Annotated in this window: 14 protein-coding genes; 1 reads left to right on the top strand and 13 read right to left on the bottom strand. The window is 62.6% G+C overall.

Annotated features, from left to right (window positions below):
- Positions 1-19 precede the first annotated feature (19 nt).
- Positions 20-2,002 carry an arylsulfatase gene (locus tag D769_RS01365; RefSeq protein WP_008641324.1) on the bottom strand — a complete coding sequence of 661 codons (1,983 nt, stop codon included), beginning with the start codon at positions 2,000-2,002 and terminating at the stop codon, positions 20-22.
- 375 nt (positions 2,003-2,377) lie between these two features.
- On the opposite strand from D769_RS01365, the gene D769_RS01360 reads away from it, so the two are divergent.
- Positions 2,378-3,289, top strand: a complete 912-nt coding sequence (locus D769_RS01360; RefSeq protein ID WP_008641323.1) for a LysR substrate-binding domain-containing protein — start codon at positions 2,378-2,380, stop codon at positions 3,287-3,289.
- 46 nt (positions 3,290-3,335) lie between these two features.
- Here D769_RS01360 and D769_RS01355 read toward each other — a convergent pair whose 3' ends face one another.
- The 12 genes from D769_RS01355 to D769_RS01300 form a co-directional block, all read right to left on the bottom strand.
- Positions 3,336-4,226 carry an NAD(P)-dependent oxidoreductase gene (locus tag D769_RS01355; protein ID WP_040010814.1) on the bottom strand — a complete coding sequence of 297 codons (891 nt, stop codon included), beginning with the start codon at positions 4,224-4,226 and terminating at the stop codon, positions 3,336-3,338.
- Positions 4,223-5,653: an NAD-dependent succinate-semialdehyde dehydrogenase gene (locus tag D769_RS01350; protein ID WP_008641321.1), complete on the bottom strand. Its 1,431-nt coding sequence runs from the start codon at positions 5,651-5,653 to the stop codon at positions 4,223-4,225. The genes D769_RS01355 and D769_RS01350 overlap by 4 nt, the downstream gene beginning before the upstream one ends.
- 1 nt (position 5,654) lies before the next feature.
- Positions 5,655-6,644, bottom strand: coding sequence for a tripartite tricarboxylate transporter substrate binding protein (locus D769_RS01345; RefSeq protein WP_008641320.1), 990 nt, complete (start codon positions 6,642-6,644; stop codon positions 5,655-5,657).
- 30 nt (positions 6,645-6,674) lie between these two features.
- A complete protein-coding gene (locus D769_RS01340) occupies positions 6,675-7,466 on the bottom strand; it encodes an N-acyl homoserine lactonase family protein (protein WP_008641319.1) in 792 nt (263 codons plus the stop codon).
- A complete protein-coding gene (locus D769_RS01335) occupies positions 7,463-8,407 on the bottom strand; it encodes a branched-chain amino acid ABC transporter permease (protein ID WP_234706910.1) in 945 nt (314 codons plus the stop codon). The genes D769_RS01340 and D769_RS01335 overlap by 4 nt, the downstream gene beginning before the upstream one ends.
- A 3-nt stretch (positions 8,408-8,410) precedes the next feature.
- Positions 8,411-9,292, bottom strand: a complete 882-nt coding sequence (locus D769_RS01330; protein ID WP_008641317.1) for a branched-chain amino acid ABC transporter permease — start codon at positions 9,290-9,292, stop codon at positions 8,411-8,413.
- A 2-nt stretch (positions 9,293-9,294) separates the two neighbouring features.
- Positions 9,295-10,002: an ABC transporter ATP-binding protein gene (locus D769_RS01325; protein ID WP_035881066.1), complete on the bottom strand. Its 708-nt coding sequence runs from the start codon at positions 10,000-10,002 to the stop codon at positions 9,295-9,297.
- A gap of 49 nt (positions 10,003-10,051) precedes the next feature.
- Complete coding sequence (locus tag D769_RS01320) at positions 10,052-10,810, bottom strand: ABC transporter ATP-binding protein (protein ID WP_008641315.1); 759 nt, start codon at positions 10,808-10,810, stop codon at positions 10,052-10,054.
- Between the two features lie 38 nt (positions 10,811-10,848).
- On the bottom strand, positions 10,849-12,078 hold the full coding sequence (locus D769_RS01315) for an ABC transporter substrate-binding protein (RefSeq protein ID WP_008641314.1): 1,230 nt from the start codon (positions 12,076-12,078) through the stop codon (positions 10,849-10,851).
- A gap of 166 nt (positions 12,079-12,244) precedes the next feature.
- Positions 12,245-13,135: an NAD(P)-dependent oxidoreductase gene (locus D769_RS01310; protein WP_008641313.1), complete on the bottom strand. Its 891-nt coding sequence runs from the start codon at positions 13,133-13,135 to the stop codon at positions 12,245-12,247.
- Positions 13,136-13,145: 10 nt separating this feature from the next.
- Positions 13,146-13,994 (bottom strand): alpha/beta hydrolase, encoded by an 849-nt coding sequence (locus tag D769_RS01305; protein WP_008641312.1) that lies wholly within the window; start codon positions 13,992-13,994, stop codon positions 13,146-13,148.
- Positions 13,984-14,352 carry a hypothetical protein gene (locus D769_RS01300; RefSeq protein WP_008641311.1) on the bottom strand — a complete coding sequence of 123 codons (369 nt, stop codon included), beginning with the start codon at positions 14,350-14,352 and terminating at the stop codon, positions 13,984-13,986. Before D769_RS01300 ends, D769_RS01305 begins: the two co-directional genes overlap by 11 nt.
- Between the last annotated feature and the right edge of the window lie 117 nt (positions 14,353-14,469).

The raw sequence follows: 14,469 nt of genomic DNA, 5'->3' as shown, positions 1-14,469 counted from the left end.
GTCCACGGGTTCCGCGATGTCAGTAGATCATGCCCGGTACCTTGGGCAGCACCGCGCCCACGCGCGCGGCGTAGTCGTTCCACTTGGACTTCAGGTCGCCCAGCACATCCGGGCGCTGCGCTGCGAGGTTGTTCGTCTCGCCGCGATCGGCGCGAATGTCGTAGAGCGTCCATTCGCCGTCTGCCGGGCCGAACGGTGGCTCGATCCATACGGCCTTCCAGTTGTCGCTATAGACATAGGTGCGACCGTACAGCTCCTCGGAAAACGTGGTGCGCGACGGGCCGGTTGCCTTGCCCTGCAGCGTCGGCAGCAACGACAGGCCGGTGATCGGATAGACATTGCGGCCGTCGTACACGACCTTGCCCGCATTGCGGTCGATCCCCTTGCTGTCGTAGAGCGGCGTGGCCGGATTGGTCGGCGCGCTGACACCGGCGAGGTCCAGGAACGTCGGCGCCAGGTCCACCACATGGGTGAAGCCCGTCACCCTGCTCTGCGGCTGCGCGGGTGCCTTGCCCGCCAGCTTGACGATGGTCGGCACGGAATGTCCGCCCTCTGACGGGAACGACTTCCACAGCTTGAATGGCGTGGCACTGACTTCCGCCCAGCGCTGGCCGTAGTCGATCGTGGCCGTGCCCTTGTAGGCCGGCGTGCCGAGCGTGGGGAACACGGCCGGGTCGGCGTTCTTCGTGTCGTAGTCCTGGTCGTACTTGCCGCTGAACTCGTAGTAGCTGGCTTCGGGGCCATTGTCGGACTGGAACACGATGACGGTGTTCTCGTACTCGCCGATGTCCTTGAGGTGCTGCACCAGCCGGCCAACGTTGTCGTCCAGGTTCTCGACCATGGCCGCGAAGATTTCCATGTAGCGGGCCTGCGCCTTCTTCTGGTCAGCGGTCAGGCTGTCCCACTTCTTGTTCGCGTTCATCACGCGGGTATCCACACCGCCTTGCGCAACGCTGCGCGTGGCGCTGACGTACGACGCCTGAGGCGTGCCCCAGTTCGCCGTGGCCGGCGTGACGGCGACTGTTTCATCACGACCCGGATTTGGCGTGAAGTCGGCCGGGATCAGGCCGAGCGCTTTTTGCCGGGTCAGCCGCGCGGCGCGTATCGGCTCGTAGCCCGCGTCATAGACACCCTTGTAGCGGTCGATATAGCCTGCCGGCGCCTGCAGCGGCGAGTGTGGCGCCTGGTAGGTCAGGTAGGCGAAGAACGGTTTGCCATCGGCGTTCTTGCCCGTGCTCGAGTCGATGTACTTGATGATCGTCGAGGTATAGAAATCCGACGAGAAGAAGTTGGTTGTGTTGGGCGTGACGTAGTGATCGTCCTCCACGTAGGCGGTCGCGCCGTTACGGCCGAAGTGATCCCCTCCGCCGCCGAGCAGCGCGTAGCTCTTTTCGAAACCCCACGAGACCGGCGTCTGCCCCGGTGCCGATGTGCCAACCGCCGCGCCCTGGTTCGTCGCGTTGGGCAAGCCACTGCCAAGGTGCCACTTGCCGGCCATGTAGGTGTGATAGCCACCGTCCTTCAACAGTTGCGCGATCGAGAGCGCGCGATCGTTCAGGTAGCCCTCGTAGCCGGGAATGGGCTTGCCGTTCTCGTCCACGTAATTGGGGTCGCTGTTCGCCATCGTGCCCTGCCCGACCAGATGATGGTCCGTGCCGGAGATAATCATTGAACGCGTCACCGCGCACACGGCGGCGGTGTGGTGATTGGTCAGGATGCGGCCATCGCGCACCAGCGCGTCAATGTTGGGCGTGCGGATCTCGCTGCCGAACGCGCCCAGGTCCGAGTACCCGAGGTCATCGGCCATGATGAACAGAATATTGGGCTTCTTCGCCACGACCTGCGGTGGGGTGGTGACCGGCGTGCCACTGTCCACGGCCAGCGTGCCGCTATCGGTGCCATCGCTCCCGCAACCTGCCGCCAGCGCCACCGCGCCCAGGCAAAGGGTGGCCAGCGCGCGTCGCACCGGTTGTGGGAAGGCAGCCGCTTCCGTTCTTTTCATATGCGTCTCTCGCTTCAACGTCGGGGTTGAGAAAGAGAGCCATGCTATGAATCACACCGGCTTCACAGAACGAATGGTTTCGCATATGCATTGTCGAAGCGCGCCAATACACGGCCGGAAGCGGGCCCGACGGCCGTATCAGCGGGGCTTGATAGCGTTTATGCGTGATCGTGGATCCGGTGTGGCGAAGGGGTGGCCATCGTTGGCTGACGCGTCGATTCCCCGCTTGACCACCATGCTAAGATCTCCCCGTTCAGCCTCCACGGCTCGTCCCGCAGGACCGATCACAGCGCCCCTGAAACGTCCAGACGCACCTACAGCCGGACCATGCGTCGTCCGGCAAGCACACGAGAGACTGGGAAGACCAGCGACGTGATGAAGATTCCTCCGCTCAACCCATTGAAGGTCTTCGAGGTCGTGGCCAGGGCCAAGAACCTCACGACCGCCGCCAACGAACTCCGGGTCAGTCAATCGGCAGTGAGCCGTCAGATCGCTGTGCTGGAGGAATACCTGGGCGTCCAGCTCTTCACCCGCGAACGCATCGGCGTAAAGCTGACCGAGGTTGGTGAAGCCTACGCGCGGCGCATCGGCCCGGCGTTCGAGCAAATCTCGGAGGCCACCAAGTTCGTCACCCAGAAGTACTCCGACAACGTCATTCGCCTGCGCACCTACACCACGCTGACAGCGCGATGGCTGATTCCCAGGTTGCCGCATTTCAAGCTGCAGTACCCCGACGTCGAAGTGCTGATTACCAACAGCAACGCGCCGCTCGATTTCGGCACCGAGCAATGCGACCTGGCGATCGTTCTCGGTGATGGCAACTGGCCAGACGCCGAGGCAACGCTGCTGCTCGAGGATGTCATCGAACCCGTCTGCTCGCCCGCGTTCCTGGAATCCTTCCATGGCAACACGGAGCAGTTGCTGGAATCGCTGCAAAGCAAGCGTCTGCTGGTTTCCAAGTACCGCAAGGATGACTGGCCGACGTGGCTCGCGCACGTCGGCATGGGTCACGTGTTCGACAAGGCCGAGAAGATGGTCTTCAGCAGTTCCATCCTCACGTGGCAGGCGGCCACGGACAACCTTGGCATCGCGATCGGCCAGCAGCACATGCTGGACCCCGACCTCAAGGCTGGACGGCTGATCTGCCCGTTTGCAAAGCCGCTGCGTACCGGGCGGGGCCACTATATCGTGACACCGTCGGTGCAGCGCTACTCGGGCAAGATCGAGGCCTTCAAGGAATGGCTGGTGCATGAGGCCCGGGAAAACAGGCCCATGGCACCAGGCTGATGCTTTATGGCGCCAAGGCCGGCTGATTCGGCCCCTTGTCGGCCCCTTACCCGCGCCGAATCATTCGATACACGACCGGGTAGTAGTTCTGGGCATAGCCATTGGCGGTAGCCTGATCCAGCAACGCGGCAGTCGCTTCGGCCACAGCGGGCCGGATCTCCGATGCATGAGCGAGGCTGAGCGCTAGGCGCATGTCCTTCAGCGCATAGGCCGCCGGGAACATCTTCTCCGGAAACTCGTCACGGGCGAGGTATTTTTCGCCGGTCAGCCGCAACGCGAAAGAATCGGCCGAGCCAAGCTTCAGCACGTTGGCCAGCATGGTCTTGTCCACCTGTGCCGCTTCGGCGATGGCCATGGCTTCGGCCAGCGCATTAACCGTGGAGAGGAGGACCATGTTGTTCATGATCTTCACGACCTGCCCAGCGCCAATCTCGCCACACCGTATGACGTCCGAGCCCATGCATCGCAGCCAGGGCAAGACCGCATCGAACAGGTCATCGGGGCCACCAACGGTGATCAGCAGCGTGCCATTGTTGGCCGCTTCGCGGCTGCGTGCCACCGGTGCGTCGAGAAATCGCACGCCGTGGCCAGCCAGCCGCTCCGCAAGCGCCCGCGTGCGCGCGACGTCGCTGGTGCTCATGTCCACGACGGTACGCACCGAGCCCCCCGCCACGATCAGCGGCTCCGGGCCAAAGCAGACGTCCTCCACCTGATCAATCGACGGCAGCGAAAGGAATACCGTGTCGGCAACCTGGCGCAGCCGCGCAATGTCCGAGGCCACCGCCCCAATCGCCGCGAGCCGCGCGACGTTATCCGCGTTGATGTCCGCCACATGCACGGAAGCGCCGGACTTCTGCACCAGATTCCGGCACATGCCCTCGCCCATCACACCAACGCCTACGAACCCCAAGACCGGAGACACAGTAGTCGTACTCACGATGCCACCCCCTGTCGAACACACTTGATGCGGAGAAACTCCTGGATGCCTTCGATACCGCCTTCGGAACCAAGGCCGCTGTCCTTGTGTCCGCCGAATGGCGTCTCCGGCAACGAGGCCTGCCACTCGTTGATACAGACCACGCCGCTGTCGATCTCCTGCGACAGCCGATGGGCACGCTGCAGGCTGTTGGTATAGGCGTAAGCGGCAAGTCCGAACGGCAACCGGTTGGCCTCAGCAATGGCGTCGTCCAGTTGATCGAAGGAACTGACCATCGCGATCGGGCCGAATGGCTCGATCGTCGCCGCGTCGCTATCGACGGACGGCTGGAGAATGACCGTTGGCTTGTAGAAAAAGCCCTCCGTCCCGGCACGTTCGCCCCCCGTGGCGACGACCAGACCACGTCCACGCGCATCCTGCACCATTCGATCAATCGCCTCGAGTCGGCGCGCGTTCTTCAGCGGCCCCATCTGCGTGGCGCTATCGAACGGGTCGCCCACCTTCAGCGCCTCTGCCGCCCGGACGAACTTCTCGCAGAACGTCTGGAAGATCGGCGCCTGGATCAGGAAGCGTGTGGGCGAGGTGCAGACCTGACCGCTGTTCCGGTACTTGGTGGCGACGGCCATGCGGACTACGCGATCGACGTCGACGTCATCGCAGACCACCACGGGTGCATGCCCGCCAAGTTCGAGCGTCGCGCGTTTCATGGTCTCGGCAGCCTTGGCGCCGACGACTTTGCCCACCGATGTCGCGCCGGTGAACGTTACCATCGCGATGCGGGGCGACCTGCACAGGATATCGGCGACCTCGCCCGGATCGCCAAACACCATGTTCACCACCCCGTCGGGAATGCCGGCGTCCTGCACCACGCGAGCGATCAGCAGCGCAACCCCGGCGGTTTCCTCGGATGGCTTGATGACGATAGTGCAGCCAGCCGCCAACGCGCCGCTGATCTTGCGCGAAGGGGTGATCGCTGGCGCGTTCCAGCCGGCAAACGCGGCCACGGGGCCCATCGGTTCCCAAACGACTGTTTGCGTGATGCCCTCCGAACGCGCCGGAATCGTGCGCCCATAGATGCGGCGCGCCTCCTCGCTGGCCCATTCGAACATCTCCGCGGCCGTCACCACTTCCTTCTGGGCTTCACCATACGGCTTGCCGAGTTCCCGGGCGATCTGCTCGGCGATGGTATTGCCGCGCTCACGCATCAGCGTGGCCGCGCGGCGCAACAACGCGGAACGCTCCATGGCCGAGGTCTTGCGCCATGTCCGGAACGCCTCGGTGGCGGCCGCAACGGCCTCTTCCACGTCGGCCCTGGAGGCATACGCGTAATCGCCCAGCGACTGCCCGTTGGCGGGATTGATGACCGAATAGCGCGTTTGCGCCGTGCCTTCGCGGAATTCTCCGGCGATGAATTGGGAGTATTTCATGTCAGTCTATCTTGATGTTGGAAGCCTTGATGACCGATGCCCAACGCTCGGTCTGCGACTTGATGTGGTTCGTGAACTGCTGCGGTGTGCCCGTCATCGGGTACTGCTCCAGACTGGCCAGACGCTCGACAACATCCTTGCGGGCCATGATCTCGACAACTGCGGCATTGAGCTTGGTGACAATCGGTTGCGGCAGTCCTGCCGGTGCCATCAGGCCATTCCACGGCTCCGCGGCAAATCCCTTGAAGCGGTCACCGAGCGTCGGCACGCCCTCGCCGCCCAGGCCGGAGCGCGCGCTGGCGGAGGCAAGAATGCGGAGCTTCCCTGCCTTCACCTGCGGCAGTGCGACGGCACCGGCAAGAAAAGCAAAGTCGATGCGCCCGGCCACCAGGTCCGTCACCGCTGCCGAATCGCCTTTGTAAGGCACATGCACCGCATTGATCCCTGCATCGCGCTTGAACCACTCGCCTGCCAGATGATTGACTGCCCCGCTGCCAGCCGAGGCGTAGCTCAGCTGGGCCGACGGCTTGCGGCCCTGTGCAAGCAATTCATCCAGTGACTTCATCGGCGATGCGGCTGGCACGACCAGGAAGTAGGGATAGCTGGCGACGAGACTGATCGGCGTGAAATCGTGGATCGAGTCATAAGGCGTCTTCTGCAGCAGAGGAATGATCGACAGCGTGCTGCTGCTGCCGAACATCAGCGTATAGCCGTCTGGCGCAGCCCGCTTGACCAGCGTGGCGGCCACCCCGCCCGATGCGCCGGCACGGTTGTCCACCAGGAAGCTCTGCTTGAATTTCTCGGTCAACCGCTCCGCGAGGATGCGGGCGACGACGTCGGTAGGACCGCCGGCGCTGAAGCCCACGACAATGGTGACCGGCTTCGACGGCCAGTCATCCGCTGCGGTGGCCGGCGCGGTCCAGCCGGTGGCGATCATGACGCCGAGCGCCATGACTCCGGAAAGTAGTGTGCGTTTGTTCTGCAAAATCACGTGCGGTCTCCTCATGTATGAAATTGGGGGTCAGGCAATACGGAAGGCAAAGCCTTCGTCGCCTTCTCCAACTGCTGCGGCTGGGTAGCGGATGCAGACCTGCGGGTCATGGCCTGGGACGATGTGCTGCTCGCTGTCAGCCAGCGCCAGGATTCGCTCGTAGCCCGTGAGCATGTCTTCCAGACTGTAGATGGCGGGGAACGGATTCCTTCTGGCCAGGTTCTCGTAGTAATGCAAGGCATCCGACGCGAGCACGACCCAGCCTTTGGCGGTACGCACCCGTACTACCTGCAGCCCATCGGTATGTCCGCCTATCCGATGCATCTCGATGCCATCACGCAGCGCATGAAAGCCGTCCACAAGTCGTACGTTGCCGCGATAGAGACGGCGGATCAGGATGGCGATGTCGTCGGTCGAGAAGAAGTGGTTCTGCTTCGGATCGCACATGCAGTCGCCCGTGGCATAACGCACTTCGCGGTCCTGCACCCAGATATTGGCCGCCGGGAACTGGTCGATGTTGCCCGCGTGGTCATAGTGCAGATGGCTGACGACAACATCGCCGATGATCTCTGGTGGGTAGCCAAGACGGCGGATGGCCTCCATCGGTGTCAGGAGATATTGCCGATTCCTGGCGAGTGCGGAGGTGGCGCTGAAACCCGTATCCACCAGCACCGTTGCGTCGTGCCCCACCACCAGCCAGACAAAGAAGTCGAGCGCCATCGGCGCAGCGGGATCGCCATCGACCGGATGAAGGAAGTTGCTCTGACGCGCGCGATCGGCGGTGGCGTACTTCAGCGCGAACACCTGGTATGTCGTGCTCATGCGAACCGCCTTGCCAGCCGTTGCACCAGCGTCTGAAGCTGCAGAACGACGCCACCGCGGAATGCCAACACGCAAACCACGAAGATGACACCCATGATCACGGGCACGAGCGCATCCAGCTCACCCGCCAGCGCGTGCTGCACCAGCACCATGATGGTGGCGCCGAACACCGGCCCGATAATGGAGCCGATACCGCCGAGGATCATCATGATGACGCCGTCGGTGGACAGGTGCCACGACACATCCGGCAAACTGGCCAGGCCGAAGATAACGGTCTTCAGGCTGCCCGCGACGGCGGCAACCCCGGCCGACAGCGTGAACGCAAGCACCTTGTAGCGGTTCACGTTGTAGCCGAGGGAGACGACGCGTTGCTCGTTGTCCTTGATCGCCCTGAGCACCTCACCGTAGGGCGACTCGATGACGCGGTACACGCCCCACCATACCAGCACCACCACGGCCAGCACGTAGTAGTACAGGACATGGTTATCGGCCAGATCGACGACACCGAGGAACGCACCGCGCGGCACGCCCTGATAGCCGTCCTCATTGTTGCTGAACGGCGCCGCCACGAGAATGAAATACACCAGCTGGGACAGCGCGAGCGTGATCATCGAGAAGTAGATCCCCTTGCGGCGGATGGCGAGCGAGCCCGACAGGAATGCCACCCCCATCACCAGCAGCACGGACGCGATCAGCGCGATCTCGGGCGTGAGGCTCCATTCCTTCATCATGTAGCCGGTGGCGTAAGCCGCGATGCCGAAGAATGCCGCGTGTCCGAAGGACAGCAGCCCGGCATAGCCGAACAGCAGATTCAGCGAACATGCGAACAACGCCATACAGGCCAGCTGGGCCAGCAGCACCGGGTACAGCCACGCTGGCAGCACGATGGCGAGCGCCAGCACCATCATGACGATCCACTTCTCACTCGAACTCGCTTTCACCGCTCACTCCTTCCCAAACAGACCCGAAGGCCGCAGGATCAGAACCAGAATCATCACGATGAAGATGACCACTGCCGACGCCTCCGGCCAGTACGCCCTTGTGACGCCTTCCACCAGACCCAGCAGCAGGCCCGTCAGGATCGACCCGAGGATCGAACCCATGCCACCGATGACGACAACCGCGAAGACGACGATGATCAGGCTGCTGCCCATGATCGGGCTCACCTGGTAGATGGGTGCTGCAAGCACGCCGGCAAATCCGGCCAGCGCGACGCCAAGGCCATAGGTCAGCGTCACCAGCACCGACACATTGATGCCGAAGGTACGGGCGATGGCGGGGTTCTCCGTCGCAGCCCGCAGGTAAGACCCCAGCCGGGTCCTCTCGATCAGCGCCCAGGTTGACAGGCAAACCGCCAGCGATATGACGATCACCCACACGCGGTACTTCGGCAAGCGCATGAAGCCCATGTCAAACGTGCCGGCGAACTGGGGCGGCGCAGAAAACGCCATGCCGGCAGCGCCGAACCAGTAGCGCGCCAACCCTTCGATGATGTAGGCAAGCCCCAGCGTGAGCAGGATGCCGAACACGTGATCGATCCTGTAAAGCCTGCGCAGCATCGTACGTTCGAGTGCGCAACCGACCGCGCCGATCAGCAATGGGACAATGATCAGCGAGTACCAGTAGCTCACGCCGAGCTTGTCCAGCAGCAGCCATGCCAGCAGCGCACCCAGCATGTAAATCGCGCCGTGCACGAAGTTCACGATGTTGAGCATGCCGAAGATCACGGCAAGCCCGAGACTGAGCACGGCGTAGAAGCAACCGTTGACCAGCCCCACGACAATCTGCCCCATCAGGACAGGAAACGGCAATCCGAAGATCTCCACGGTCAGACCCCTAGCAACTCTTTGAGTGTTTCCTGCCGCGAAGCGATCTCCTCCGCCGGAATATGCGCGACGACTTCGCCATGCTCGATCACATAGAGCCGGTCCGCGAGATCCGAGGCAAACTCGAAGTCCTGCTCGACCAGCACGATGGTGTAGCCACGCGTCTTCAGTGTCTCGATCACCTCGCCAAGCTTCTCCACGATGACCGGTGCGAGGCCCTCCGAGATCTCGTCGAGGAACAGGATGTCGGCGCCCGTGCGAAGGATGCGCGCCATGGCCAGCATCTGCTGCTCGCCACCGGAAAGGCGCGTACCCTGACTCTTGCGTCGCTCCGCCAGGTTCGGGAAGAGCGCATAGATCTCGTCAAGTGACATGCCACCGGGTTTCAGAACCGGCGGCAGCATCAGGTTCTCCTCACAGCTCAACGACGAGTAGATGGCCCGCTCTTCCGGGCAGTAGCCGACACCGAGGCGGGCAATCTGGTGGGTCTGCAGGGGCATGACATCCCGCCCCTGGATCCTGACTTCGCCTGCGCGACGGGACGTGAGGCCAAGAATGGCGCGCAAGGTGGAAGTACGCCCCGCGCCATTGCGGCCCAGCAGTGACACGCATTCGCCCTTGTGGACTTCGATGTCGATGCCGTGCAGCACATGGGATTCGCCATACCATGCCTGGAGACCTTTCGCCTCCAGCGCTAGGGTGTTCGTCAATGGACACTCCTGTTGATTCTTGTTGGGCGCGTGCACATCGGCCTGCATATCAGCGCCGCTTCTTGCGCCCCATGTACGCTTCGATGACGTGCTCATTCGCGGATACTTCGGCATAGGTGCCGCTGGCCAGCTCCTTGCCACGTGCCAGCACCGTGATGCGGTCGCTGATGCCGGCCACTACTTTCATGTTGTGCTCGACCATGACAACGGTGCGTCCCGTCGCGAATGACTTGACCAGTCGCATGATGTGTTCGACGTCCTCATGCCCCATGCCCTGCGTCGGCTCGTCCAGCAGGATGACGCGCGGGTCCAGTGCGATCGTGGTCGCCAGCTCCAGCGCGCGCTTCTGCCCATAGGCGATCTCGACGGCCAGCCGGTCCGCCAAAGCGTCCAGGCGAACCATCCGCAGGATCTCCATGGCACGGCCGTTGTACCGGTCGAGAGACCGGCGGGCACGCCAGAAGTTAGGGTTACCGCCGTCGCGCTTCTGCAGCGCGATGCGTACGTTCTGCAGCACGGTGAGATGACCAAACACCGCCGAGATCTGGAAGGACCGCACCATGCCAAGATTGGCGATCTGTGCGGAGGACTTGCCCGTGATCTCCTTGCCATCCAGGAAAACCTGCCCGCGTGACGGCGTGATGAAACTGGTCAGCAGGTTGAAGAAGGTCGTCTTCCCAGCGCCATTGGGGCCGATGATCGCGTGGATGTCTCCCCTGCGAACTGACAGGGAAACGTCGTCGACGGCCGTGAACCCGTTGAAGTCCCTGCCCAACGCGCGGGCTTCGAGAATGATGTCGTTCTGCATGTCGGAGCTGATGCCGGTAACCCCGGCATCCGAGAGAGTCACTTTCTGACCAGCGGGCACTTGCTTTCGGAGAGCGGCTGGAACGCCTTGTCACCAGGCACGGTTTCGAGCACGGTGTAGTAGTCCCACGGCGCCTTGGACTCCTGCGGCTTCTTCACCTGGACGAGATACATGTCGTGCACCATCTTGCCGTCCTCACGCACCTTGCCGTTCTTTGCGAAGGCGTCCTGGATTGGCATGGTCTTGAGCTGCTTCATCACATCGCTGACGTCATCCGACTTCGCTTTCTCGATCGCGCGGAGATAGTTCAGGGTCGCCGAGTATTGCCCGGCCTGCAGCGCAGTCGGCATACGCTTGGTTTTCTCGAAGAACTTGCGTGCGAACTTGCGTGACGCCTCGTCGAGATCCCAGTAGAACGACTCCGCAAACATCATTCCACCCGCATCCTTGAGGCCGATGCTGTTGACGTCCACGATGCTCATCAGCATGGCGACCGCCTGCTGGCCACCTTCCACGAGACCGAACTCCCTGCCTTGCTTGATCGCGTTCTGGAGGTCGAGGCCCGCGGTAGCGATGGCCACAGCGTTCGCCTTGCTGGCTTGCGCCTTCAGGATGTAGGAAGAGAAATCGCTACCGGGAAACGGGTAACGCGACGAGCCCAGCACCTTGCCACCGGCAGCCTCGATGAACTGCTTGCCATCGTTCTCCAGGGAATGGCCGAACGCATAGTCCGCAGTCAGGTAGTACCAGTTCTTCGCCCCCTTGCGGACGATGGACTGGGTGCCCACCTTGGCCAGCGCGTATGTGTCGTAGACCCACTGCAGGTTGGTCGGCGTGCAGTCTTCACTGGAGATGCGGACCGCGCCGGCACCGGTCACGATCGACATGCGGTGCTTCGTCTCGGCGATCTTCATCGCAGCAAGCGCCACCGCGCTATTGCCAAGCTCGGTGACGACATCCACCTTGTCACGATCGAACCACTCGCGTACCCGCGCCGAACCGACATCGGCCTTGTTCTGGTGATCGGCGCTCACCATCTGCACCGGATATCCGAGCACCTTGCCACCGAACTCCTCGATCGCGATCTCGGTTGCGACGATGGAGCCACGGCCCACGTTATCCATGAACGGGCCATTGACGTCGGTGAGCACGCCGATCTTGACCACGCCATCGGAAATACGCGCACCGGCGCCTTGCGCGCCAGCTTGCAAGGAAATGGCGGCAAGCGCGGCGGCGAGCCCCACCTTTGCGTATGGGAACCGTTTCATGGAGTCTCCTCTTTTCTTCTGGTTGGCTGTTTGGTGGCTGTCCTGGTGGACGTAGAAGCTGTTTCACAATGAAGCGAAGCGGTTCTGGCTAGGCGTGGGGCCGCAGACAGTACAAGTAGTACGGCAAGGCCCCACAACGACGCCAGAATCGTTCTGAAACGGCTTCTTAGAGCCGGATCGGGTCAATGCCGTTGGACTCGGCCCAGTAGTCAGTCATGCAGGAGGTGTCCTGGCCGTCCTTGCCCGCATGGCGCGCAAGCTGGAACATGCTGCGTGCGAGGTTGCCCATCGGCAGCGAGATCCCGGCGGACTGGGCGGCCTGGCAGGCCAGCGTCAAGTCCTTGAAACCGAGCGCGATGTCGAATCCCGGTGTCAGATCGTTGCCCAGCACCTTGACCGGCCACTTCTCCTTGAGCTGACCGTTCGACGCCGTCGTGCCCGTCAGCACGTCAAACGTCTTGCGCGTTTCCAGGCCCAGCGCGTTGGCCAGCACCAGCGCTTCCGAGTTGAGCTGGCAGTAGCAAAGCACCATGAGGTTGTTGATCAGCTTCATGCGCGTGCCCGCACCTGGCGCACCGCAGTGCAGGACCGTGGTGCCCATCTTGAGCAGTACCGGCTCAAGTTCGGCCAGGTCGGCCTGCTCGGCCCCGAGCATGAACAGGGACTCTCCGCGGTCGGCATGCGCTGCCAGGCGGCCAACCGGTGCATCGGCAAAGCGCACGCCCTTCTCGTTCGCGGCACGGCGCAGGTCATCGACCGTATCGGTGTCGATGGTGCTCAGTTCGACCAGAAAGGCGCCTTTGCGCAGCCCCGCGAGCACACCGGCTTCACCAAGGATCACCTCGCGCGCCTGCTTGGGGCCGGGCAGCATCGTGAACACGATGTCGACGGCGGCCGCCAATGCCCGCGCATCGGTCGCCCGTGTCGCCCCCTGCGCGACCAGTTTTTCCATGGGTGCCGGCTGGATGTCCAGCACTGTCAGGTCCGCGCCATTGCGCAGCAAATGAGAGGCCAAGGCAAAGCCCATGCGGCCAAGCCCGATGAATCCGACTTTCACGTTGTGTTCCTCAAAGAGATTGAATGCGTTGCAACACGGGAAGCAGATGGCTCATGAAGGCCTGCGGCGCTTCGCTCATCGGGAAGTGGCCGAGCCCCGGCATGATCGCCAGCTCGGCGCCGGGAATCAGACGTGCCAATTCCTGGCTGTCTTCGGGTGTGCAGGAGTAGTCGTACTCGCCGGTGAGCAGAAACAGGGGACACTTCGCGGTGTCGATCTTCTGGACTTTCCCGCGCAGATCGCCCTCCCCCTTGTAGAAGTACAGGTCGCCCTTGAAGATGCCCGGGCCGCCTTGCATGTAGTGCCACAGGGTTTCCCAGCGGTCACGGCTGTCCGCGCCCGGGCCGATCAGTCCCGAAACGATGCCGGCGCATACCTCCCCACCGTGCACATCGGGCCGATGCAACCAGTCCTGCTCGTAGTAGGGGTCGACGTGCGCGCCGGACTGCAGTCCGATCAGCGCCTTGAAACGTTCGGGGCACGCCAGCGCCAGATGCAACACCACGCGCCCGCCGATGGAACAGCCCATGACGATCGGCTGATGGATTTCCATCGCATCCATGAACGCCACGATGGTCTCGACGTACAGCTCGCTTGTCAGACGATATTCATGAGTCTCCCATCCGGCCGGTGGCGACGACTTGCCGTGGTACGGCAGGTCAAAGCAGATCACCTGATGGTGCTCGGTCAATGCCGGCGAATTGAGCAACTCGCGGTACTGGCGCGTGTCGCTGCCCGCGGTATGAAGGCAGAGCAGAGGCTGCCCCGAGCCCGCGGTCTCGTAGTAGACGCGGCACATGCGGCCGGCGATTTCAAGATTGATGTAGCCGCCGACGACGGCTTCCCGCTTAGCGCGCATGGAGCTGACTCCCGAGTTGACTGATCAGGTCCTTGAAATAGAGAAGGTTGCTCATGAAGATGGCCTGATCGCCTTCGATCCTGAGCGTCTTGAACCTGACCATGGCCATGAGGTCATGGAAGCGCGGCTGCGGTGTTGGCGCCCAGAACCGGTTCCAGTCGTCGTCGCCGGCCACGAGCGCGAAGGTCCAACGCGGCATGACATGCGGGCCCGGCCTGATCTGTGTCACGCGGCCATCGCGAATCGTGACGACGTAATCGGTCTCGCCCCTTCTGAGCAGAAAGCTCACGTTGACGTACCGCCCCCTGTACGCCAGCCAGTCGCTGGCACTCATGGTTGTCTGATGGGTATCGTTCATTGGTTTTGTCTCCTGCCCCGGATTCTCCACAGACCGAAAAGAAGGAACAACCGACAATTTGTCCGGAAGGGATGACCTTTGCTCATGTCTGCGATGCACAAAGTGCAGGACCGACAG

Source organism: Cupriavidus sp. HMR-1 (assembly GCF_000319775.1).
Classification (GTDB): Bacteria; Pseudomonadota; Gammaproteobacteria; order Burkholderiales; family Burkholderiaceae; genus Cupriavidus; species Cupriavidus metallidurans.
The sequence above is the reverse complement of the archived record's forward strand: the minus strand, read 5'-3'. Positions and strand labels throughout refer to the sequence as shown.

Bases quoted from the DNA above. Each gene is read 5' to 3' on its own strand.
- D769_RS01360 (WP_008641323.1), top strand. From the start codon at position 2,378: ATGAAGATTCCTCCGCTCAACCCATTGAAGGTCTTCGAGGTCGTGGCC.
- D769_RS01305 (WP_008641312.1), bottom strand. From the start codon at position 13,994: ATGCGCGCTAAGCGGGAAGCCGTCGTCGGCGGCTACATCAATCTTGAA.
- D769_RS01300 (WP_008641311.1), bottom strand. From the start codon at position 14,352: ATGAACGATACCCATCAGACAACCATGAGTGCCAGCGACTGGCTGGCG.
- D769_RS01365 (WP_008641324.1), bottom strand. From the start codon at position 2,002: ATGAAAAGAACGGAAGCGGCTGCCTTCCCACAACCGGTGCGACGCGCG.
- D769_RS01350 (WP_008641321.1), bottom strand. From the start codon at position 5,653: ATGAAATACTCCCAATTCATCGCCGGAGAATTCCGCGAAGGCACGGCG.
- D769_RS01315 (WP_008641314.1), bottom strand. From the start codon at position 12,078: ATGAAACGGTTCCCATACGCAAAGGTGGGGCTCGCCGCCGCGCTTGCC.
- D769_RS01320 (WP_008641315.1), bottom strand. From the start codon at position 10,810: ATGCAGAACGACATCATTCTCGAAGCCCGCGCGTTGGGCAGGGACTTC.
- D769_RS01340 (WP_008641319.1), bottom strand. From the start codon at position 7,466: ATGAGCACGACATACCAGGTGTTCGCGCTGAAGTACGCCACCGCCGAT.